The 19,849-nt window shown below is 72.1% G+C and carries 18 protein-coding genes; 2 read left to right on the top strand and 16 right to left on the bottom strand.

What is annotated here, in order from left to right; all coding sequences use genetic code 11:
* Nucleotides 1-109: 109 nt before the first annotated feature.
* A complete protein-coding gene (locus tag ABEB28_RS15355) occupies nt 110-1,096 on the bottom strand; it encodes a pirin family protein (RefSeq protein ID WP_345728763.1) in 987 nt (328 codons plus the stop codon).
* A 95-nt stretch (nt 1,097-1,191) separates the two neighbouring features.
* Here ABEB28_RS15355 and ABEB28_RS15360 point away from each other — a divergent pair, with 95 nt between their 5' ends.
* Nucleotides 1,192-1,725 (top strand): VanZ family protein, encoded by a 534-nt coding sequence (locus ABEB28_RS15360; RefSeq protein ID WP_345728764.1) that lies wholly within the window; start codon nt 1,192-1,194, stop codon nt 1,723-1,725.
* Nucleotides 1,726-1,894: 169 nt separating this feature from the next.
* On the opposite strand, the gene ABEB28_RS15365 is transcribed toward ABEB28_RS15360, so the two are convergent.
* From ABEB28_RS15365 to ABEB28_RS15435, 15 genes are all read right to left on the bottom strand, one after another.
* Nucleotides 1,895-4,177, bottom strand: a complete 2,283-nt coding sequence (locus ABEB28_RS15365; RefSeq protein ID WP_345728765.1) for a bifunctional diguanylate cyclase/phosphohydrolase — start codon at nt 4,175-4,177, stop codon at nt 1,895-1,897.
* A gap of 301 nt (nt 4,178-4,478) precedes the next feature.
* Nucleotides 4,479-5,459, bottom strand: coding sequence for an ROK family protein (locus tag ABEB28_RS15370; protein WP_345728766.1), 981 nt, complete (start codon nt 5,457-5,459; stop codon nt 4,479-4,481).
* Nucleotides 5,460-5,621: 162 nt separating this feature from the next.
* The gene (locus tag ABEB28_RS15375) at nt 5,622-6,851 is read right to left on the bottom strand and encodes a serine hydrolase domain-containing protein (protein ID WP_345728767.1); all 1,230 of its coding nucleotides are present in this window, start codon (nt 6,849-6,851) and stop codon (nt 5,622-5,624) included.
* A 132-nt stretch (nt 6,852-6,983) separates the two neighbouring features.
* Nucleotides 6,984-7,382 carry a PPOX class F420-dependent oxidoreductase gene (locus ABEB28_RS15380; protein WP_345728768.1) on the bottom strand — a complete coding sequence of 133 codons (399 nt, stop codon included), beginning with the start codon at nt 7,380-7,382 and terminating at the stop codon, nt 6,984-6,986.
* Between the two features lie 17 nt (nt 7,383-7,399).
* Nucleotides 7,400-10,321, bottom strand: coding sequence for a LysM peptidoglycan-binding domain-containing protein (locus tag ABEB28_RS15385; protein ID WP_345728769.1), 2,922 nt, complete (start codon nt 10,319-10,321; stop codon nt 7,400-7,402).
* A 13-nt stretch (nt 10,322-10,334) separates the two neighbouring features.
* The gene (locus tag ABEB28_RS15390; RefSeq protein WP_345728770.1) at nt 10,335-10,751 is read right to left on the bottom strand and encodes a hypothetical protein; all 417 of its coding nucleotides are present in this window, start codon (nt 10,749-10,751) and stop codon (nt 10,335-10,337) included.
* Nucleotides 10,748-11,173 (bottom strand): TadE family protein, encoded by a 426-nt coding sequence (locus ABEB28_RS15395; protein ID WP_345728771.1) that lies wholly within the window; start codon nt 11,171-11,173, stop codon nt 10,748-10,750. Before ABEB28_RS15395 ends, ABEB28_RS15390 begins: the two co-directional genes overlap by 4 nt.
* A complete protein-coding gene (locus ABEB28_RS15400; RefSeq protein ID WP_345728772.1) occupies nt 11,170-11,568 on the bottom strand; it encodes a TadE family protein in 399 nt (132 codons plus the stop codon). Before ABEB28_RS15400 ends, ABEB28_RS15395 begins: the two co-directional genes overlap by 4 nt.
* Before the next feature lie 3 nt (nt 11,569-11,571).
* Entirely contained in the window at nt 11,572-11,745 is a 174-nt protein-coding gene (locus tag ABEB28_RS15405) for a hypothetical protein (protein WP_178379983.1), read from the bottom strand.
* 9 nt (nt 11,746-11,754) lie between these two features.
* Nucleotides 11,755-12,612 carry a type II secretion system F family protein gene (locus ABEB28_RS15410; protein ID WP_345728820.1) on the bottom strand — a complete coding sequence of 286 codons (858 nt, stop codon included), beginning with the start codon at nt 12,610-12,612 and terminating at the stop codon, nt 11,755-11,757.
* Nucleotides 12,612-13,565: a type II secretion system F family protein gene (locus tag ABEB28_RS15415; protein ID WP_376980855.1), complete on the bottom strand. Its 954-nt coding sequence runs from the start codon at nt 13,563-13,565 to the stop codon at nt 12,612-12,614. Before ABEB28_RS15415 ends, ABEB28_RS15410 begins: the two co-directional genes overlap by 1 nt.
* Nucleotides 13,499-15,037: a TadA family conjugal transfer-associated ATPase gene (locus ABEB28_RS15420; protein WP_376980853.1), complete on the bottom strand. Its 1,539-nt coding sequence runs from the start codon at nt 15,035-15,037 to the stop codon at nt 13,499-13,501. Before ABEB28_RS15420 ends, ABEB28_RS15415 begins: the two co-directional genes overlap by 67 nt.
* Before the next feature lie 544 nt (nt 15,038-15,581).
* Nucleotides 15,582-16,412, bottom strand: coding sequence for a CpaE/TadZ family protein (locus ABEB28_RS15425; protein WP_345728774.1), 831 nt, complete (start codon nt 16,410-16,412; stop codon nt 15,582-15,584).
* Nucleotide 16,413: 1 nt separating this feature from the next.
* Nucleotides 16,414-17,088 carry an SAF domain-containing protein gene (locus ABEB28_RS15430; protein WP_345728775.1) on the bottom strand — a complete coding sequence of 225 codons (675 nt, stop codon included), beginning with the start codon at nt 17,086-17,088 and terminating at the stop codon, nt 16,414-16,416.
* Nucleotides 17,085-17,828 carry a hypothetical protein gene (locus ABEB28_RS15435; RefSeq protein WP_345728776.1) on the bottom strand — a complete coding sequence of 248 codons (744 nt, stop codon included), beginning with the start codon at nt 17,826-17,828 and terminating at the stop codon, nt 17,085-17,087. The genes ABEB28_RS15430 and ABEB28_RS15435 overlap by 4 nt, the downstream gene beginning before the upstream one ends.
* Nucleotides 17,829-18,370: 542 nt before the next feature.
* Here ABEB28_RS15435 and ABEB28_RS15440 point away from each other — a divergent pair.
* On the top strand, nt 18,371-19,831 hold the full coding sequence (locus ABEB28_RS15440; RefSeq protein WP_345728777.1) for a glycosyl hydrolase family 28 protein: 1,461 nt from the start codon (nt 18,371-18,373) through the stop codon (nt 19,829-19,831).
* The last annotated feature ends 18 nt before the right edge of the window (nt 19,832-19,849 follow it).

Consider the following 19,849-nt stretch of genomic DNA (forward strand, 5'->3'; position numbering starts at 1 on the left):
GCGGACCACCGCACGACGGTCACCGGGCCCCACGGGAGCCCGGTCACCGGCATGCCCGCCGCACGCGGCGCACCGGCATGCCCGCCGCACGGGGCGCACCACCGTCCGCTCAAGGTTGACCGGTCTCGCCGGCCACATCCGCGTGCACCGCCGGGATGCTGCCGAGTCGACCGGCGCGGAAGTCCTCGAACGCCTGCACCACCTCGGCCCGCGTGTTCATGACGAACGGCCCGGCCATAGCCACCGGCTCCCGGATCGGCTGACCACCGAGCAGCACGACGTCGAGGTTCGGCGTCCGCGACTCCTGGGTGGGGTTCGCCGCGACCGTGATCGTGTTGCCATCCTCCAGGACCGCCAGCTGCCCGGTCCGGATCGGGCGTCCCTTCGCGCCGACGGTGCCGGCTCCGCCGAGGACGTACACGAGCGCGTTGAAGTCCCCCCGCCACGGCACGGTGACGCTCGCCCCCGGGCTCAGGGTCGCGTGCACGATCGTGATCGGCGTGTACGTACTGCCCGGCCCGGCGTGGCCGTCCAGCTCACCGGCGATCACGCGGAGCAGCGCCCCGCCGTCCGGTGAGCTGAGCAGCGCGACCTTGTTACCCCGGATGTCCTGGTACCGCGGCGACGCGAACTTCGACGCGCGCGGCAGATTGACCCAGAGCTGCAGCCCGTGGAAGAGACCCCCGCTGGCCACGAGGTGCTCGGGCGGCGTCTCGATGTGCAGGATGCCACCGCCCGCGGTCATCCACTGCGTGTCACCGTTGGTGATCAGCCCACCGCCGCCGTTCGAGTCCTGGTGGGCCATCTCGCCGTCGATCATGTAGGTCACGGTCTCGAAGCCCCGATGGGGGTGCCACGGCGTTCCCTTCGGCTCCCCGGCGCCGTACTCGACTTCACCCATTTGGTCCAGGTGGATGAACGGGTCGAGTGCGCGGAGATCCACCCCGGCGAACGCCCTCCGGACCGGGAACCCCTCGCCCTCGTACCCCTGCGGCGCGGTGGTGAGGCTGGTCACCACGCGCGGACGGTCGACGACGGGGTCGATCGGCGCGAGCCTCGGCAGGGCGAGCGGATTGTCGACGGTGATCGCAGGCATCGGAACCTCCCAGGGTGTGGCGCACTTGACCACTTCTACAATGTAGATGACGTGTCAACCATTCCCGAGGCGCCCGGGGATGGCACGATGCGCGCGTGGTCGGATCAACCTGGTACGGCGTCGTCGTGGTCGCAGCCGCAGCGCTCGTTCCCGCTGCGGGCGTCGCGATCGCGCTGGCACGACGGCGGGCCCGGCGCGGTGCTGCGCATCCGTGGCGGTGGTCGTTCGCCGAGGTCGGGCTCGTTGTCGGCACCGCGCCGTGGCTCTGGATGATCCTGACCCCGCGAGGATCGGGACGGTCGGTGGAGGCGGTCCCGCTGGTCGGGCTGTACGCGCAGCTCACCGGCGACCCGGCGGTCGCGGTCGAGCAGATCGGCGGCAACCTCTTGGTGTTCGCGGCGTTCGGGTTCTGCGCGCCGCTGCGCTGGGATCTCCGCCTACCGCTGGTGGCGGCGCTGGCGTGCGCCGGTTCGATCACCGTCGAGCTACTGCAGTACGGCCTTGCGATCGGCCGCGTGACCAGCGTCGACGACGTCCTCCTGAACACGCTCGGGGCCACCGCCGCCGCGCTCGGCGTCGCCCTGATGCAGTTGCTGTCAAAGCGCCGCCAGGCGCGCGCAGTTGCCTGAAACCTGGAGCCCGCCCAGGGCGGCGCTGGCAGTCGAGCGCGACGCAAATCCCAGTCGTGACCGGTCGCGAACAGGCGCGCGCACGCGGCTGCATCCGTTCGGGCCGCGACATCTGCCTTGCGTCTCTAGTCGTCGCGCTCGCCTGTCAGCGTCGTTCTGGGCGGGCCGCTCACAAAGGGGCGGGGTCGTCTATTAGGTCCTGATCCAACAGCGCAAGGAACGCATCCACGACGATCGGGTCGAACTGGGTGCCACGAGCACGTTCGATCTCGTCGCGGGCCGCGCGGGCGTCGAGTGCCGGCGCGTAGGGCCTGTCGACGCGCATCGCCGCCCAGCTGTCGCAGACCGCAATGATCCGCGCGCCGAGCGGGATGTCCTCACCCTTGATGCCCTCGGGGTACCCGAGGCCGTCCCACCGCTCGTGGTGCGCCGCCACCAACGGGGCGAGCGCCGCATGATCGCCGACGCCGCGGAGCAGTCGAGCCCCTTCCGCCGGGTGGCATCGCAATGCTCCCCACTCGGCCTCGGTGAGCGGATCGGTCTTACGGAGGATCGCCGCCCCCAGACCGAACTTTCCGATGTCGTGCAACCGTCCAGCGGCGACGACCTGCCGCAGCTCGATGTGGTCGAGCGCCAGGTAGCTACCGACGAGCAGGCACCACCGCGCCACCGCGGTGCTGTGCTCGTGGTCGCTGAGCACACGGTCGACCCGGTCGGCGAGCCACGCCAGCTCCGCCGGGACGTCCGTGTCGTCGGCGAGCGTCCGACGGTCGGCACGGCCGGCGACCACGACGCGGTCTCCGCCGCGCTCCTTCGCATCGCTGAGCGCCCGGTCGGCGTCCCGAACCAGGCGTTCCATGTCGACGACGAGTTCCGACGCGCCGTCGGCCGCCGGCTCGGTGAGGTGTCCGGCCGCGGTCGCGACGCCGAAGGACCCGGTCACCGCGACCGACGCACCACTTCCGACGACGATCGACGTCCGCCGAAGCGCCTGCCGGAACCGCTCGGCGACCTCCATCGCCGCCTCCTCGTCGGTCTGCGGCAGCAAGCAGGCGAACTCCACGCCGCCGTACCGGGCCAGCACGTCGCCGGGGCGCGCGGCGATGCGCAGGCGGTCGGCGACCTGCACCAGCACCGCGTCACCGGCCGCCCAGCCGTGGTGGTCGTTGATCTCGGCGAACGAGTCGAGATCAACGAGGATCAGACCGGCGCGGCCGTTGCCGTGCAGAGCCCGCTGCGCCTCGACTCCTAACAGCGCCTGGAAGAACGGCCGGTTGTAGAGGCCGGTCAGGCCGTCGGTGACCGCGGTCCGTCGCTGCTCCTGCAGCGCACGGTCCAACTCTTGAGCGAGCCTGGTCCGTTCCCGGGTCGTGAGTACCTGGCGAGCGAGCAGTCCAGTAAGTACCAGGCCGGTCACCGCGAGCCAGACCGTTTCGACCTTCTGGTTGCGGATCTGGTCCACACAGACCAGGAGCGCCACCACGAGTCCGGAGACCAGCACCGCACCGAACGCTCGGTCGTGGTCGAACCGTTCCACCGGAGGCTCGACGTCGGGGTGCCGGACGGCGGCCAGCCCGCCGAGCGTGAGCAGCACCGCCTGGGTTTGCCACCCGAGGTTCACCAGGCTGGTGTCGGAGTAGGTGTCGTTCGCGTCCGCGAACGCGTAACCGGCATCGGCGACGATGCCGAACAGGTACCCGCCGATCGAGAGCAGGATCGAGCAGGGGATCCCCCGGTGCCCGGCGAGACCGGCTCCGACGAGGGCGACGACGAACACCAGGCCGACGGCGGGGTAGGCCAGATCCGCGGCGATGTCCGCCCGGACCGGATCCGAGCCACCGAGGAGACGCCAGGCCACGGATCCGACCGCGAGGACCACCAAAGCGGCGTCCAGCAGCGCGCGGGCCCGCCACAGCTTGCGCGTCTCGACGAACCCGAACCACGCGGCCGGGACCAGCAACGCGTAGGAGGCCGTATAGCCGACCTCGGCGAGCGGCACCGCCAGGTCGGTCTCGGCGACCGCCGCGGTCCGGTCGGGCGCCAGCCAGACGCCCCAGACGCTCCATGTCAGCTCCCCGGCCAGCCAGCAGGCGTGCGAGGCGGCGAGCCAGATCCAGACCACTCTGATGCGGCCGGTACTGCGACGTACCGCGAGAACTCCGAGGAACGTCGCGGCGGCGATCGGGAGGAGATACAGCGCATCGGTGACCAGCGGCGCGGCCCAGGTACCGCCGGCCGCCCACGCGAACGACTGGTAGAGGACCAGCCAGACCAGACCGCACACCGCGGACAGCCGGCACAGCTCGTCGCGGCAGACCGCCTTCCGGTGCGCGACGAACGCGGCTGTGCGGCGCTGGTACTCGGTGTGTTCGGCCAATTCGACGACAGGCCCAGGGAGCGCGCCGTCGTGGTTGACCGCACGTCTGTCGCCGGAGCCTGGCGAGAACGTCACGGCATCCCGAGTAGGGCGAGGGCCGCATCCGGACAACCGCCGTACAGGTCACCGCGACCGTCGAGAACGGACTGACGTCCGCGAGGGCACCCGAACACGGCTACACCATGGCAGAAAGGGGGGCACCCCTACCGCCCCGAAATGCCTCGGAACGCGGCTCCGCAACGAAGTGCCCCCGCCCTGAGGGCCGAATGGGGGACACGCGGCCCTCGTACGGTCGTACCCGAGAGGACCAGGAAGTCGGTCACCGGACCGGAACGAGACGGCTGCGGTGGGCGGCTCGGCTACCTCGGCGCGTGGCTCAGCGACGCGATCGGGCGAGGTCGGCGGCGCCGATCAGCCCGGCGTCGGTACCGAGCCGGGACGGTTCGATGGTGGCCTCACGCCGGTAGCCACGCCCTGGCAAGCTGCGCCGGAACTCGTCCCGGGCCGGCTCGAGCAGCAGGTCGACGCCGTCGCTGTCGGGGCCGGCCGCGACGCCGACCAGCGCCGCGAGCAGCCCACCGCCGATCACGACACAGCCGGGATCGAGCACGGACGCGACGGTCGCGATGCCGGTCCCCAGCCAGCGACCCAAGTTCTCGACGAGCGCGAGAGCGGCCGGATCACCGTCCCGCGCCACCGCCGCCACCACCCGGTACCCGATCTCTTCGCCGTTCCCGCCGGCCCGCGCGAGCAGTGGCTTCGCATCCTCCGACCCGGAGGCGGCGAGTTGCTTGGCCTCACGGGCGAGCGCTGCGCCGGACGCGTACATCTGCCAGCACCCGCGGTTGCCGCAGCCGCAGAGCAGACCGCCCGGGACCACCGGAATGTGCCCGTACTCCGCGGCGATGCCGAACCGACCGCGATACGGCTGCCCATCGATGACGAATCCACCGCCGAGGCCGGTGCCGATCACGCAACTGACCAGGCTGGTCTCGCCGATTCCCGCGCCGTAGCGCACCTCTGCCCAGGCGGCGGCGCTGCCGGAGTTCTCCACGACGACCGGAAGGTCGAGGAGCTGCTCGAGTTCGGCGCCGATCGGCTGGTCGGCCCAGCCCGCGAGCGAGGAGAAGAGAACCGTCGACCGATCGCGGTCGACGAACCCGGCGATCCCCAGGCCGACCGCGGAGATCGCGTACCCGCCGCGGAACGCGTTCACCAGCGCGTGGACGCACGGCACCAGGTCAGTGGGGCGCGGCGGGGTCGGGACCGTCTGCCGGATCAGTACCCGGCCGTCGGTGTCGACCAGGCCGGCCGCGATGCGCGCACCGCCGACGTCGACTCCTACGACCAGCCCCATGGCTCTCCCTTGCACGCCGTCCGCACGAACACCGCCACCATCACCCCGCACGGGCATCAGCGGCCACCCGGACACGCCGGGCGCGTTGTCAGCATGCCGGAACGTCCCGATCCCGCCGCGCCCCGGGGGCGCGCGGACGCGTTACGGGTGCGTGCGGGGGCGTTACGGCTGCTGCGGGCGCTCTTTGAGGACGTCGACGTAGAGCGCCTGCCGAAGCGCGTGCTCCCGCGGGTCGTCCCAGAGTCGGAAGCCGGTGCGGTTCATGGCGTACGCGAAGCCGATGCCGGTATCCGGATCCGCGAACCCGAACGAACCTCCGGTACCCATCGTGCCGAACGCCTGGTTCGCGGAGCTTCCGAAGACGAACCGCGGAAACGGCTTCGCGTATCCGAGGGAGTAGCGGGTCTCCACTCGCAGCACCAGGTCGTCGGCGCCACCGGAGGGCGGCGGTGCGGTCTCGGTGAGCGCGGCGAGCGTGTCGTCGCTCAGGCCGAGTTCCCCGGAGATCGCCGCGGAGTAGGCACGCGCGACCGCGCGCACCTCGCCGGTCCCGTTCGCGGCGGGCAGTTCGACGCGCAACACGTCCCGCCGGTTGTAGTTGTCGATCACCCCGAGCAGCTTCGGGTTGCCGAACGACCGCGCGGAAAGGCTCCGCGGATTGAGGAACGCGAGCACGAACCGCCACGGCATCTCGTGGGTGTGCAGCGCCATCTCGGCCGGCTTGAAGCCGTGGACGGTGGCGAGGCGATCCGCGTCGACGTCGTCCGGTAGCCCGATGAAGAAGTCGAGGTCGAGTGGCGCGGCGATCTCCTCAGCGAAGTACCGGCCTAGTGACCGGTGCTGCGGATCGATCCGGCGCAGCAGCTCGCCCTCGTACCAGCCGAGGGAGATCCCGTGATAGCCGTGTCGGGTGCCGGGCGTCCATGCGGGGGCTTGGACGGCCAGCGCATCCGCGAGCGCGTCGAGGTCAGCGAGGTGCTCGAGGCCGAGCGGGCGGTCGATCGCCGCGAGGCCGGCTTGGTGGGAGAGCAACTGGCGGACGGTGACGTTCTGCTTGCCGGCCTCGGCGAACTCCGGCCAGTAGGTGGCGACCGGTTCGTCGTAGTCGAGCAGCCGCTTCGAGTGCGCGAGCGCCAACGCCAACGACGCCACGCCCTTGGTGGTGGAGAACATCGTCACCAACGTGTTCTCCTGCCAGGGCGACCGGCGGAGGCCGTCGGCGTAGCCACCCCACAGGTCGACGACTTTGCGGCCGTCGCGGTAGGCCGCGCAGGCCGCACCGATCTCCCCGCGCTCGGCGAAGTTGCGCCGGAACGCGTCCGCGACCGGACCGTAGCCCTCGTCGACGTCACCGCGGACGAGGTCGGGCGGGACGTCGACCTTCAGCACCACGCCGACCACCCTCTTGTGTACGCATCCTGCTTCACGGGGCCGGATCGTCGCACGGTTGCGCGGTCACCCGGCCGGACGTGGCGCGCGCTTCGTGCACGTGCCCGACGTCGGCCGCGCATTCGGAGGATGGGTTCAGACGCGGCGCCTCGAACCCGCTGACTGGTCGGGGTCGATACCCCAGCTGAAGATCCAGCGCGGATGGATTCGGATGACCTCGCCACTGACGTAATCGTTGGTGCGCGGCTGGTCGGTGAGCGCTTCCGCCACGCCACGAATCTCGACGCCGCGCACCCGCCAAGGATCGACGGATGCGATGTCGTCGACGACCAACGCGACGCCGCTTCCGCGCTGGACGTTCCGGAACTTCCGGCTGGCGCCCATCTTCCAGCCGCTGATGTCGATCGTGCCGCTCTCCGGATCCACTCGGAATCCGACCGGGCTGTTCTGCGGCATCCCGTCGGCATCGACGGTCGCCAAACGGCCGAGTCGCTGACTGGACAGGTAGGTGCGTTCCGCATCGGTGAAGACCATGCCCCCACCGTCCATGCTCAACCGCGGTTGAGGTCAAGAGCGGAGTCGACGAACAACTCGGCGAGGCTGCCCAGCCGCGGCGGCGAGAGCCGGGCCGCGAGCAGGTCCGGTTCGGTGATGCCGAGGAAAGCGGCCGACATCGCACCGTCCTCGGTGACGGGCAGAGGCCATCGTCCGAGGTCACCGCGGAGCGACGCGATCACGCCGACCCCACATCGACCCGTCGTCGTCAGGTCCGCGTCGAGTTCACCGAGCGCGATCGTCTCCTCCAGGTCGGGATCGGCCGCGAGCAAGATGGTCGGCGCCCACTCGTCGTCCTCCTCGTCGTCCTTGGCCGCGTGGCGTCCGGACGCGCTCGGCTCCTCGCCCAGCGCCTGCGAGACCCGCCGCCGCATCCGTCCGATGCCGTCCGCGATCGTCGGTACCGGCTCGATCCGGCCGTCGCCGATCATCGCGAGATGGTTGGTCTGCTCGGAGTCGAAGCCCGCGACGAGGATCTCGACGTCGTCGCTCCACGGATTGCCGGCGAGTTCGGCGCCGATGTGGCGGAGTAGGTCGTCGGCGCGCCAGGCGTCGCCGGTCAGCGTAAGCACGCCGAGACGCTCGACGTCGAGCAGCAGCGGGGCCGAGTGCCGGGTACCGACGGTGACCAGCATCGGTAGGGGCGCAGGGATGCCCGTCGTCTCCGGCAGGACCGCGTCGACCGGGAGTTCCCAGAACAGTTCGGTGGCGGTCCACGGAGCGGGCGGGTCGGGGCACGGACGGCCGAGGACCAGGCGGACGGCGTCTGGCTCCACCCAGGCGCCCAGGACGTCCGGCATCTCGTCCGGAGAGCGGTCGACGAGTGCGGTGGCCAGCGCACGGAGCGCCCGATCGAGGCGGGCGTTCGCGTCCGGCAGAGCGGCAGAGGTCGGTGGGAGATCCGTACGCGGCCCCGTGCCGGTGGCCGCCCTGCCCAGGTCGACGTCCGGACGGAGCCGCGGTGGAATCCCCGGCGTGGGACGCGGTGGTGCGGCGATGAACCCGTCGCGCGCGACCAGCGGGCGTGGGGTCTTCGGGGCGGGTTTGCGGTGGCCCCGGTGCCGACGGTGGCGGCCGACGAACGCGTCCTGGCGGCGGCCGCGGGCGAGCATCAGGGCGGCGAGCAGTCCGGCGCCGGCGAGCGGCACACCGACCGGGAGGAGTGGCATGCCCTCGCTGTGCGATGCGGGCCGGGTTTCCGGGGTGTCGGGTGGGATCTCCGGAGTGCCGGGCGCGCCTTTCGGGCTGGGTGCGCCCTTTGGGGTGCTGGGTGTGCTCTGCGCGGTGTCGGGTGAGGGGTCGGAGCCGCCGCTGGCGCCGGGAGGTAGGCCGGACCCTGGCTCCTCGTCGGTCTGCGGGACGCCACCCGGCGCCGGCGGGAGGGGCTCGCGGTCCGGGGGGCGGGTGGCGTCCGGGCTCGGCACCGGCGCCGGCTTGCCTCCCGGCGCCGGCTTGCCTCCCGGCGTCGGCTCCGCGGGAGGCTTGCTGTCCGGGGCTTTGTCGCCGGGCGCCTTGGAATCAGGCGCCTTGCCGTCCGGAGCCTTGCTGTCCGGGGCCTTGCTGTCCGGGGCCTTGCCATCGGGTGCCTTGCTGTCCGGAGCCTTGCTGTCCGGAGCCTTGCCGTCGGGGGTCTTGTCGGCCGGCACGCCGTCGTCTACCTGGCCGGAGGCGTGGGGGTCGGGTCCGCGGTCTCGCGCCTCCGGCGGCAGCGTGATCCGCTGTCCAGGACGGATCTCATCCGGATCGTCCACCCCGCTGCCGGTCGCCAGCTCCGGATACCGATCCGCGTCACCGAGGAAACGCTCGGCGACGTCGGAGAGCCGGTCCCCCGGCGCCACCACGTAACTCCCGGACGGCTCCTGAACGGGACCCGCCGCGTACTGCGACGCGCCGCGGTCGCGCGCCTCCGGCGGCAGCACGATCCGCTGACCGGGCTCGATCTCGTCGGCATCGGACAGTCCGTTGGCGGCGGCCAGCTCCGGGTACCGATCCGGGTCGCCCAGGAACCGGGCCGTGATGTCCGCGAGCCGGTCCCCCGGCGCAACCACGTACGTGTTGCCTCCGGCCACCGGCCGGATCGCGCTGCCCGGCAGGCCGGCGGTGTCCGCCGGTAGGTGCGACGCCGACCGCACCGGCAGCGGCGGCAACTGGTCCGCCCCCGGCGCCGGGTCCACTCGCGGCACCGGGTCCACTCGCGGCGACGGGTCCACTCGCGGCGACGGGTCCACTCGCGGCACCGGGTCCACTCGCGGCGAAGGGTCCACCGGTGTTAAGGAGTCCCGCGAAACGGCGGACGACCACGACGCGGTACCGGTGTACCCCGTACCGGTGTACCCCGTACCGGTGTACCCCGTGCCGGGCGACCCCGTGCCGGGCGACCCCGCCTCGGTCACCGGAACCGACCCGAGGCCTGGCGACTCCGCCGCCGACACCCCAACCATCGACGCCGACACCGGCGCGATCATGCCCGGCGGCGCCGTCGCCGCGCTCGCCATGCTGGACGAGCCCGCGATCAGCGCCACCGCCGCGATCAACGTCGCCGCCATCCGCTGCTGAGCACGCAGGCCGGGCAGCCGCGGCGCGGGCCGACGCAGCAGCGCAGCAGGCACCTCGACGAGTACGGACAGCGCGAACGTCGCCCACCCGAGCCACCCCACGACCGTCAGCACCCGCAGGAACAGCGTTCCGTCGTCCGGCGAGGTCAGCGCGTTCCCGATCTCCGACGCCGACGGCACGTGGTCCGGTAGCGGATTGCCGCCCAGAACGGCCAGCAGTACCGGAACACCGGCGAACGCTCCGAGCAGCACCACGAGCGCGGCGAGCCCGGACAGGATCTGCCGCGGCCTGCTCCGACGGCCTCCCGAACCGGGCCGAGTACCCCTCCGAGCACCGCCCCGGCTCGTGGACGTGGAACTCATCGCAGCCTCCGTCTCACTGATTCGGCTGGTTCTCATCGGTGACGAGCACCGCGGTGGCGCGACCGGTGACCTGGATCGTGTCGATCCCGATCAGGCCGAGCATCGCGGTCGGACGGGTGAGGCGAACCTCGACCACCACCTGCGTCAGGTCGTCGTTGACCGTCACCGTGCCGGGCACATCGGCTTCGGCGAGGTACCGCTGTGCGGCCTGGACCGCCAGCTCCGGATCGAGCCGCTTGTCGAGACCCGGAATCGCCGTCGTCCCGTCGATACCCTGCCCGGCGGCGCGGGCGGCCTCCGCTGCGACGTTGTCCGCGCGCTGCATCGCGCGCAGCCGCGCACCACCGTCGGCGACCATCCCGATCAGGATCAGCACACCCGCGAGTGCGATCGCCAGGAAGACGCTGACCCGGCCCCGGTCCTCGGTCACGACCGGCTCCGGTAGATGTCGAGCGGGCTGGTGAACGTTGCGGAGATGGTGCGGTTGCCCGGCATGCCGGGTACGGCGATGTCGGAGAACGCCACCGAGCACGACACCGTGGCGGTGACGGCGGCGGCCTGCCCGACCGGGCGGCCGAACTGGCTGGTGTCGACGGTGATCGTGACCGGGTCGCAGTGCAGGCCCTGCTCGTCCAGGACGCTGCGGGCCGCGTCGGCGCCGCGGGCCTGTGCGGCGGCCGCCGTCCGGGAGATCGACGCCGCCCGCGCCGCGTCGTGCGCCGCCCCCTCGATGGCGGTCTGCGCCACCGTCTGCCGGCCGACCACCGCGGCCACCGCGATCAGCAGCACGAACGCCGGCACCAGGATCGCGAACTCCACGGCGATCGAGCCCTGTTCGCCACGGTCGCTCATGGTCCACCGGCTTCCTCGTCGGTGGTGAAGCGCTCGACCTCACCGCGCGACGTCTGCGACACCGTGAACGTGAAGCCCGGGATCAGCGAGATCGCCTGGCCGGTCACGGTCGTCGTGACCTGCTGTCCGTCGCGCTCGACGGTCACCTCGCCGTCGGAGAGCCAGTCGCCGGCCCGGGCCAGGAACGACCGGCCACGGTCCTCACCCGCTCCGGGCGGCGCGGTGTACGCCCGCTCGGCCGTGGACGCTTCCTGCGCCGCGGAGAGCGCCACCGACCGCGCCATGAACACGGCAGCGACCTGGATCGACGCGAACAACGCGAGCAGCACCGCCGGAGCGAGGATCGCGAGTTCGACCGGGGAGGAACCCCGGTCCCGGAGGTGGTCGGCGCTCACGGCTCAGGGCGCCGAGTTCATCGCGTTGTTGGCCTTGGTGGTGGCCCATGCCACCACCGCCGCCGCCAGCACCGCGAGCCCGGCGATGATGATCGAGGTCGGCACCGGCCCGTCACCCCGGTCCCGCTCCCGGGTCAGTTCCTGCACCCGCAGGTACAGCGTGAGCCAGAGTTTCATGAGACTCCCTCAGATACGCGTCATGAACGGGTAGAGCACGAAGAGGACGAGGACGAAGACCAGCGCCGCCCCGGGAATGTCGAGCCGCGACGTGATCGACTCGGCCCTGGCCAGGTCCGTGGTCCGGATCTGGTCCCGCAGCGAGTCGGCCTGCTCGCGTAACGTGTGCTGGACCTGGGCGCCCTCGGTGCCCGAGGACTGCATGATGGCGCCGACGTCGCCCAGCTCCGCCACGCCGATCTCCTGGCTCATCAGCCGCAGCTCCGCCCAGGGGAAGCGCATCTGCAGCTGCGCGCGGAGCAGGGCCTCCCGGATCCGCTGGAAGACCCAGCCGTCGCAGACCGCGGCCGCCTGCTCCAGCGCCTGCACCGGTCCGTGGGCGGCGGCGAGCTGGAGCGCCACCAGGTCCAGATAGGTACAGACCGCCCGCACGAACTCGGCCCGGGCGGCGGCCGCCTTCTCGATGACGTCCCGGTGCGCGACGACGACGAAGAGCACGGCGCAGACGAGCCCGGCACCGACCGGGATGGCGACCGGCAGACGGATGCCCGCCGCCGCGAAGATGAAGGCGGCCACCGGGGGCGTCGCCAACCCGATCAGCGCGGAGAGCAGCAGTGAGATCAGGTACTGCTCGCGCGTCCGGCCGAGCAGCGTCAGATCGCGCTGCGGGACGCGGATCCGCCGCGCGACGCCGGAGAGCAGAGACGTCGACGGCGGCACCGCGTTCGTCGCCACGGGCTCGTGCAGCCGACGCAGGGCCGGCCCCAGCGCCGGCACCGCGGGCAGGGCCTCGCGGACCAGGAGGAAACATCCGCCGCCCACCGCGGCGCCGCCGAGCACGGCGGCCGGTAACTGCCAGGACGCGATCACGCTTCGACCTCCCCGGGAGCCGAGAGGAAGCGGGGCGCCTTGGGCGGCAGGCTCATCGCGCGCACCCACGCCAGTAACCCGATGAACACACCGCCGAGCCCCGCCATCACCAGTTGCCCGGTCGAGGTTCCGTACGGCGCCATGTAGTCCGGACGGCTCGCGCCGTAGACCAGCACCAACAGCGTCAGCCCGGTGAGGAAGCGGACCGCGAACCGGGGCTGGGTCCGCTTTGCCTCGACCTCGCGGCGCGTCGCGACCTCGGCCGCCGCCGCGGACGCGATCGAGTTGAGGACGTCACCCAAGTGCTCACCGCGATCGGACAGGTGCAGGATCAGCGCGGCCACCACCTGGTCGCAGACCGGGTCAGCGATCTCGTCGGCGAACTTGAGCAGCGCGATCCGGCCGTTCCACCCGGCTTGCAGCCGGGCGGCGAGCGTCCCGATCTCACCGGCGATCGCGGTCGGCGCGGTCGCGGTGGACGAGACGATCGCCTGCTGCAACCCCACGCCGGTGCCGGAGATGTCCTTCAGCCGACGTGCCCACTCCCCTACCGCCTCGATCCGCAGGATCGCGCGCTTCTCGCTGTTCCCGACCGTGAACAACCACGGCACGCCGGGGACGGCCAGGGCGGCCAGCAGACCGGCGATCGGCATCCGGGTGAACAGCCAGGCGAGCACACCGGCGGCCAGGGCGCCGAGCAGCAGCGCACGACGGATCCGCTGGTCGTGGGCGCTCAACCCGTCGCCGTTCCACACCCGCCGCCACCACAGCACGGCGGGCGACGTCGGACGCGCCGGACGCGCGGTGCCGATCAGCGCGAAGACGCCCAGTGCGACCCCCGCGACGACGAGCGCCCCGCCGAGGCCGGCGATCAGCCGCAGGTTCACACCATCACCCCCGCCGTCGTCGTCGGTGTCCGGTTGAGCAGGCTCTGGAGCGGCTGACGCCAGGCGCCGTGCCCGGCCTCGATCCAGCCGGACAGCGCGCGGGCGTCGTACCCGACCCGCAGCAGTTGCTCCCGGGTCCGCCCCGGTAGGTGCCTGGGCACCCCACGACCGTCCGTTCCCGGACCGAACACGGTCGTGGTCGCGACCCGGTCGCCGGTGACCCCGTCGATCTCCTCGATGTGGGAGACGAATCGGTGCTTGCGCCCGCCGATCGCGGTCTCGTCCTGAACCGTGACGTAAACGACCAGGTCGAGGGCGTTACCGGCCATCCGCCGGGCCAGCTCGACGGTCATGTCCTTGCCGTGCGAGAGCGACAACTCGATGATCCGCTCGGTCACCGCCTGCGGCGTCCGCGCGTGGATCGTGCACATCGACCCGCGTGAGGTCGTCATCGCCTGCAGCATCGGCACGATCTCCCGCGACCGCACCTCACCGACGATCACCCGCAGCACACCCAGCCGCAGCGACAGCGGGATCAGGTCCGCGATCGTCACCTCACCCGCCGGACGCCCCGAGAAGTCCCGCTCGCCGTGCCCCTCCCGCGCCTCGAACGACATCGCCCACGGATGCCGCGGCGACGCGTGCAACCCGAGTTCCCGCGACTCCTCCAGCACGACGAACGCTTCCTGCCGCGGGATCTCGGCGGCCAGCGCCCGCAGCAGCGTCGTCTTCCCTGCCCCGGCCAGACCGGCGACCATGATGTTCAGCCCGGCCCGCATCGCCGCGGACAGGAACTCCCCCATCAGCGGATCGATCATCTCCGCCAGATCCCCGCGCCCACCGGCCAGATCCGGCAACGTCACGTCCAACGTGGAGTGCCGCCGGATCACCGCGTACGGCCGGTGCGACACCTGGTACACCGCCGCCAGCCGCGACCCGTCCGGCAACTGCAGATCCAGCACCGGACGCGACGTCGAGAGCGACCGCTCCGTCGATCCCGCCCGCCGCGCCGCGGTCTGCAGGATCTCCACCATCTCGTCGTCGGACTCCGCGATCGGCGACCCGACCTCCACCGCCCCGGACCGGCGAGTGATCCGCACCCGGTCACACCCGAGGATGTGCACTTCCTCGATCGTCGGATCCGCCAGCAACGCCTGCAAGCGACCCAGCCCGACCAGATCCGCGATCACCGCCTCCAGCAGCGCCCGCTCGTCCGCCGCACCCAACGGCACCCCGGCCCGCCGCTGCGCGTCCACCCACTCCGCGACCTGCGTACCGGCTACCCGGTCACGCTCCCGACGACGATCGTCCTCCGACGCGTCGGCATGATTACGCAGCCACAACGACAACCGCTCGCTGATCTGCCGCCCCAGCAACCGCACCGCCGCGTAATCCACCGCGGCCGGTGCCGCGTGCCGCGGCCCCGCGGCCGGACCCGACGCCCGCGGTGGACCAGGCGGAGGCCCCGGTAACGGCCGGGGGCCCGACGACGGATGGGACCCCGGTAACTGCTGGGACCCTGCTGACCGGGGCATGGCGTCGACGACCGACGGCGGCAGGAACATGACCCGGTCCGCAGCGGAGGCGACCGGTCCGCCACCGGGGGCCGCCGCCTCGGGTGGCCGACGCGGCGCCGGCGGCACCGCCGAGTGGAGCGCGCTCGACGGCATCCCGGTCGCCGAGGACGGGTAGCCCGCGGCAACCGACCCGACCCGGGCGGCCCCGGCGTAACCGGTCGGCGTCGCCGGGAACACGGTCGTCCCCGACGAGACCTGCACCGGATCTCCGGCAGGCGGCGAGCTACCGGCAGGCAGCGGGCTACCGGACGGCACGGGCCCCCCGGACACGGGCTGGCCCCCGGACGACGGCGAGCCTCCGGACGACGGCGAGCCTCCGGACGACAGCGGGCCTCCCGACGTGGGTGCTGCTCCGGACACGGGCGACGCCTCGGGCGGCCGGGGGTAGCCGGTCGCGGCAGGCGGCGCGTCGTAATCGGCCACCGCCAGCGGATCGACCGGCGCACTGCCGGGCACCGGCTCCCGGTTCGCGTCGGTCGGCGGATCGGAAGGTCCCCAGTTCTCAGAACGGATGGGCATGGCCTGCCGCCACCTCCCTCCGCACTGCGCGCCGCGGCACCTGCTGACGGTGATCGGCGATCAACGCGCGCACGCGCGACTCGGCGTTCGCGGCGGCCCGCAGCAGCGGACGCGCCAGCCGCACGTCACCGCCGGTGCTGAGGACGTCAGCGGTCTTCCGGTCGTCCGGCAGCGACGCGACGACCGGCGCACCGAGCTGGCCCGAGACCTCGGAGGCGGAGTACGGCCCCTCCCCCACCAGCAGCAACCCGAGCGACGAGAGGCTGGCCGTGCGCTCGGACAACTGCGCGCGGATCGCACCGAGGGTCGGCACCGCAGCCGACACCGACGGCAGCGTCGGACGCACCACGAGCAGCACCGCGTCGGCCGCCCACAGCAGCGGCCACGGGGTGGCGGGAGCGGCCAGCCGTCCGCAGTCGACGAGAACGTCGTAACCGGGGTCGCTGAACTCCAACTGGGCGAAGAACCCCGCGAACCGGTTCCAGAGCGGCGCGAGCGTGCCGGACTGCGCCGGGTCAGTGAGCCCGGGCAGCAGCAACCGCTGGCGGTTCGGCGGCGCCAGGTCGACCAGCTGCGCCCAGAACTCGCTCTCCAGCCGGTCGTTCGCGCCGGAGTGCCGCAGGTCGGCGACGGCCAGCGGCATCAGCCCTCGACCGGCGTCGACCTGGCCCTGCAGGTAGCCGGCGAGCACCGAGCCTCCGGCCGGATCGCACTCGGCCAGCACCGTGCGTGCCGCCCAGGCGAACGTGAACGCCAAGCCGGTCGTCGTGACGCCGGGCGACCCCTTCGCCGACGCCAGCGCGACGAGCGCCATCTCAGCGCGCCCCGGTCAGGACGACGCCGAGGCGCTCCCCAGCGGCCAGCTCGACCACGCGCGGGGCGTCGTTCGCCGACACCGCGACGTAGAGCACGGTGGTGGCGTCGTTGTCCGTGCGCGGCGAGGTGTCGACGACGGTCGCCGCGAACGTCTCCGCCGAGTCGGGGTCCTCTTCGGTCGAGTTCGGCGCGGCCGTGGCCACCAGCTGGACCTTGTCCCCGGGGCTCAGCCGCTTCGCCGGCATCCGTTCCGGCTTGAGGCCGATGCCCACCTGCTGCTGGCCGGGGCCCACCAGCTCGACGTCGGTGAGCTGGTCCTTCGTCAGCAGTGTTCCCGGGACCAGCGAGACCTTCGCCCGCTGGCCCACCACCGCGCCACGCTCGGAGGCGGGCAGCGGAGTGAGTCCGACGGTGCTGTTCACCTGGACGACCGTGAGGTCCTCCGCGGTGATCGTCGCGCCCGCGGCGACCGGGCGGGCCACCGCGAGGAAGTCGCCGGTCCGAGTCGCGGCGTAGAACGCGAACGCGGCGAGCAGCCCGCCGATCGCGACCAGCGCGACCGCGAGGCCGAGGTGTCCGGTCCGGACCCGGCGTTGGCCGACCACCCGGGGCGCCGGCACCGGCCCGGACGTGACCGGTGCCGGTGTCGGTGTTCCCGTCGCGCTGCGGCTCACTGCGTCACCACCTGAAGCTCGTCGATCTTGATCGTGGTTTGGGTCTGCCGGGTCTGCTGGATCGTGCCGCTCTGCCCGCCACCGGCCCAGTTGACGACCCAGTTGGTCGTGCCGGTGATCGTGTAGACACCCCGGGGCGCCGAGCGGCTCGAGCGCGCGTACCGGTATCCGCAAGTCGGTGACGCCGCGTTGCCGAACGACGCGGCGTACGGCGTGCCGGGGTCGTCACAGACGACCTGCCTGCCGTCGCCCATGTTCCAGGTGATGCGGGTCGCGGTCGCGGTCGCGGTGACGGTCAGGCCGGGCACCGCGGCGGTGGCGGTGAACGGGCCCCAGGTCTCCGGTTTCACCGCGGTCCAGAGCCAGACCGGCAGCCCGACCAGGCCGGTGAAACCCTCGTCGGCGGGCCCCGGCGCGATCCCGATCTCGGGGCCCTTGATCGGGATCTTCGCGAACTCGCGCAGCGCGACCTGCTCGGCCGTCTCCCCCTCCGGCTCGGCCTCCACCTCGCCGGGTGGACAGAGCGCCGCGATGTTGCATTGCCGCTCCGGCGGACCCGTCGGGCCGGGCCCCGGATCCGGGTTCCCGGGATCCGGGCGTGGTCGCGGCCCGGCCCCGGGACGCTCGGCGCGGACCTCGCAATCCTCACCCGGCGGGCAGGTCGCGCCGCCGGACGGAGGTGGCTCCGCTGCGGCCGGGCCGCCGAGCGTCGCGTACCCCAGGGCAGCGACGGCGAGCATCGCGGCCGTGCGGAGCCCTCGGCCTCTCGCACGTTTCGGCCCCGCAGGCATCCGGTACGCCCCTCTCCCCGCTGCGTCTTCGGCAACGCTGCGTTTGCGGCAACGCTTGAGTTCCGGCAACGCTGCGTACTCGTCCCGGCGTGCCCTCCGCACCGGCGCGGAAGTACGCCGCGTGACCCATAGCGCATCGTCACCACGGAAATACGCGGAGGATGGTTCACCCCCGCCACGACATTCTTGGCACCCCGAAGCCAGAATGCGCAGTAGTCGCTTTCCGACTCGAACTGGACAGTCGACGGGTAGCTACGCCCTTCGGGGGATCAGACCCCCCTCGTCGCCCGATCGTTGGCGGGAAGCGGATACTCACCCGCACTGCGGCAACCACGGTGACGGTGACCGAACCGCCGTGATGAGCGCTCCGGACGGCGCCCGCCACCGGACGGGCAACACCGAGTGACGGACGGTCCAGTCCTGTGTGGCCGACCGGTCGCCGGTGGCTCCCGTCTCATCACTGTGGAATCAGCCATCTCGTTCCGCGGGGTATGACCTTATTGCGTCGCTTCTGTTCTGCGCTCTTCGCCGGCGCGTTGCTCGCCGGCACCGTGACGTTGCTCGGCTGGGGTGCCGCACCGGCGTCCGCCGCTACCGTCGTCACCTACCCGGCTCCACCGGGCGCGCCGACGACCGGCCAGTACGCCGTCTCGATCGCCGGGCGCACCTCGTTCGTCCACCCCACCGGACTCGGCGCGTTCACGAACTTCTCGTTCGGCGGCGGCCCGGTCACCGTCACGGTGACGACCAGCAAGGACTCGTTCGCTCCGGTCCTGCGTCCGCGGGACGCGGCGGTCCGGGTGACCCGCCTGGCGCCCCGCACGTTCCGCTTCACGATCCCGGTGCCCGGGTCGTACAGCTTCGAGATCGACCCGGACACCGACGCCTACCCGCCGCTGTTCCTCTTCGCCAACCCGCTCGAGGCGAACGCCCCGACCGGCAGCACGTCGACCATCCGTTACGTCGGGCCCGGTTACTGGACCGTCGACGCCGCCGGTCAGATCGTGCCCGGAGCCTCCGGCCCCGGCGGCACCTACTCGCTGGCGCCCGGCACCCGGCTGCACCTGGCCGGAGGCGCGATCCTGCGCGGCAAGATCCGCATCGGCTCGGACAGCGAGGGCGGCCCCGGCGCGGACGGGACCGCGGTCACCGGGCGTGGCATCGTCGACTCGACCGCGGTCGTCGACCACGGCCGCCCGCTGCGGATCAACAACTCGGCCGGGGTCACGATCGACGGCCCGATCTTCCTCGGCCAGAAGCACTGGGGCGTGGTGAGCCGCCGGTCCGAGCAGGTCACGCTGCGGAACATCAAGGTGATCAACTGGCGCGACGACGACGGCACCGGCACGCCGGACGGCATCGACGTGGTGGCGTCCCGCAACGTCGAGATCGACCGGGTGTTCGTCCGTAGTTACGACGACGGCATCGCGATCAAGAGCAGCATGTCCGACGACACGTGGCTCGGTCCCACCAGCCAGATCTACGTCCACGACTCGGTGGTCTTCAACGGGCGGGCCGGCAACGCGCTGGAGATCGGACGCGAGACCGGCGCCCCGATCAGCGGCGTCGCGTACGAGGACATCGACGTGATCCACAAGCTCGCCCGCAGCGACCCGTACGCCCGGGACGCGATCTCGATCTTCGTCCGTGACGACGGCGACGTGAGCGACATCAACTACACCGACATCCGGGTCGAGGAGTGCCAGGAGCGGTACCTCGGCTTCGAGGTGACCGGGCCCGGGACGCTGACCGACGTCAACGTCACCGACGTGACGTTCGCCGGTTCGCCGCGGGCACTGCCGACGGTGGTCGCCGGCAATCCGAACGGGCTGCTCCACCACGTCGACTTCCGTGGGCTGCGGTTCAACGGCGGGTCGACGCTGATCACGAGCCGGAGCCAGCTGACGTTCGTCACGAACGCCTACGCGACCGGGATCACGTTCGGCCCCTGAGTGTTCACCTGGCGGACA

Origin of the sequence: Cryptosporangium minutisporangium (assembly GCF_039536245.1) — a bacterium.
Lineage (GTDB): Bacteria > Actinomycetota > Actinomycetes > Mycobacteriales > Cryptosporangiaceae > Cryptosporangium > Cryptosporangium minutisporangium.

Excerpts from the sequence above, each read along its gene's own strand:
- ABEB28_RS15420 (WP_376980853.1), bottom strand. The coding sequence starts at position 15,037 with ATGCCCCGGTCAGCAGGGTCCCAGCAGTTACCGGGGTCCCATCCGTCG.
- ABEB28_RS15370 (WP_345728766.1), bottom strand. The coding sequence starts at position 5,459 with ATGGGGCTGGTCGTAGGAGTCGACGTCGGCGGTGCGCGCATCGCGGCC.
- ABEB28_RS15380 (WP_345728768.1), bottom strand. The coding sequence starts at position 7,382 with ATGGTCTTCACCGATGCGGAACGCACCTACCTGTCCAGTCAGCGACTC.
- ABEB28_RS15355 (WP_345728763.1), bottom strand. The coding sequence starts at position 1,096 with ATGCCTGCGATCACCGTCGACAATCCGCTCGCCCTGCCGAGGCTCGCG.
- ABEB28_RS15385 (WP_345728769.1), bottom strand. The coding sequence starts at position 10,321 with ATGAGTTCCACGTCCACGAGCCGGGGCGGTGCTCGGAGGGGTACTCGG.
- ABEB28_RS15405 (WP_178379983.1), bottom strand. The coding sequence starts at position 11,745 with ATGAAACTCTGGCTCACGCTGTACCTGCGGGTGCAGGAACTGACCCGG.
- ABEB28_RS15425 (WP_345728774.1), bottom strand. The coding sequence starts at position 16,412 with ATGGCGCTCGTCGCGCTGGCGTCGGCGAAGGGGTCGCCCGGCGTCACG.
- ABEB28_RS15395 (WP_345728771.1), bottom strand. The coding sequence starts at position 11,173 with ATGAGCGACCGTGGCGAACAGGGCTCGATCGCCGTGGAGTTCGCGATC.
- ABEB28_RS15435 (WP_345728776.1), bottom strand. The coding sequence starts at position 17,828 with ATGCTCGCCGTCGCTGCCCTGGGGTACGCGACGCTCGGCGGCCCGGCC.
- ABEB28_RS15440 (WP_345728777.1), top strand. The coding sequence starts at position 18,371 with ATGACCTTATTGCGTCGCTTCTGTTCTGCGCTCTTCGCCGGCGCGTTG.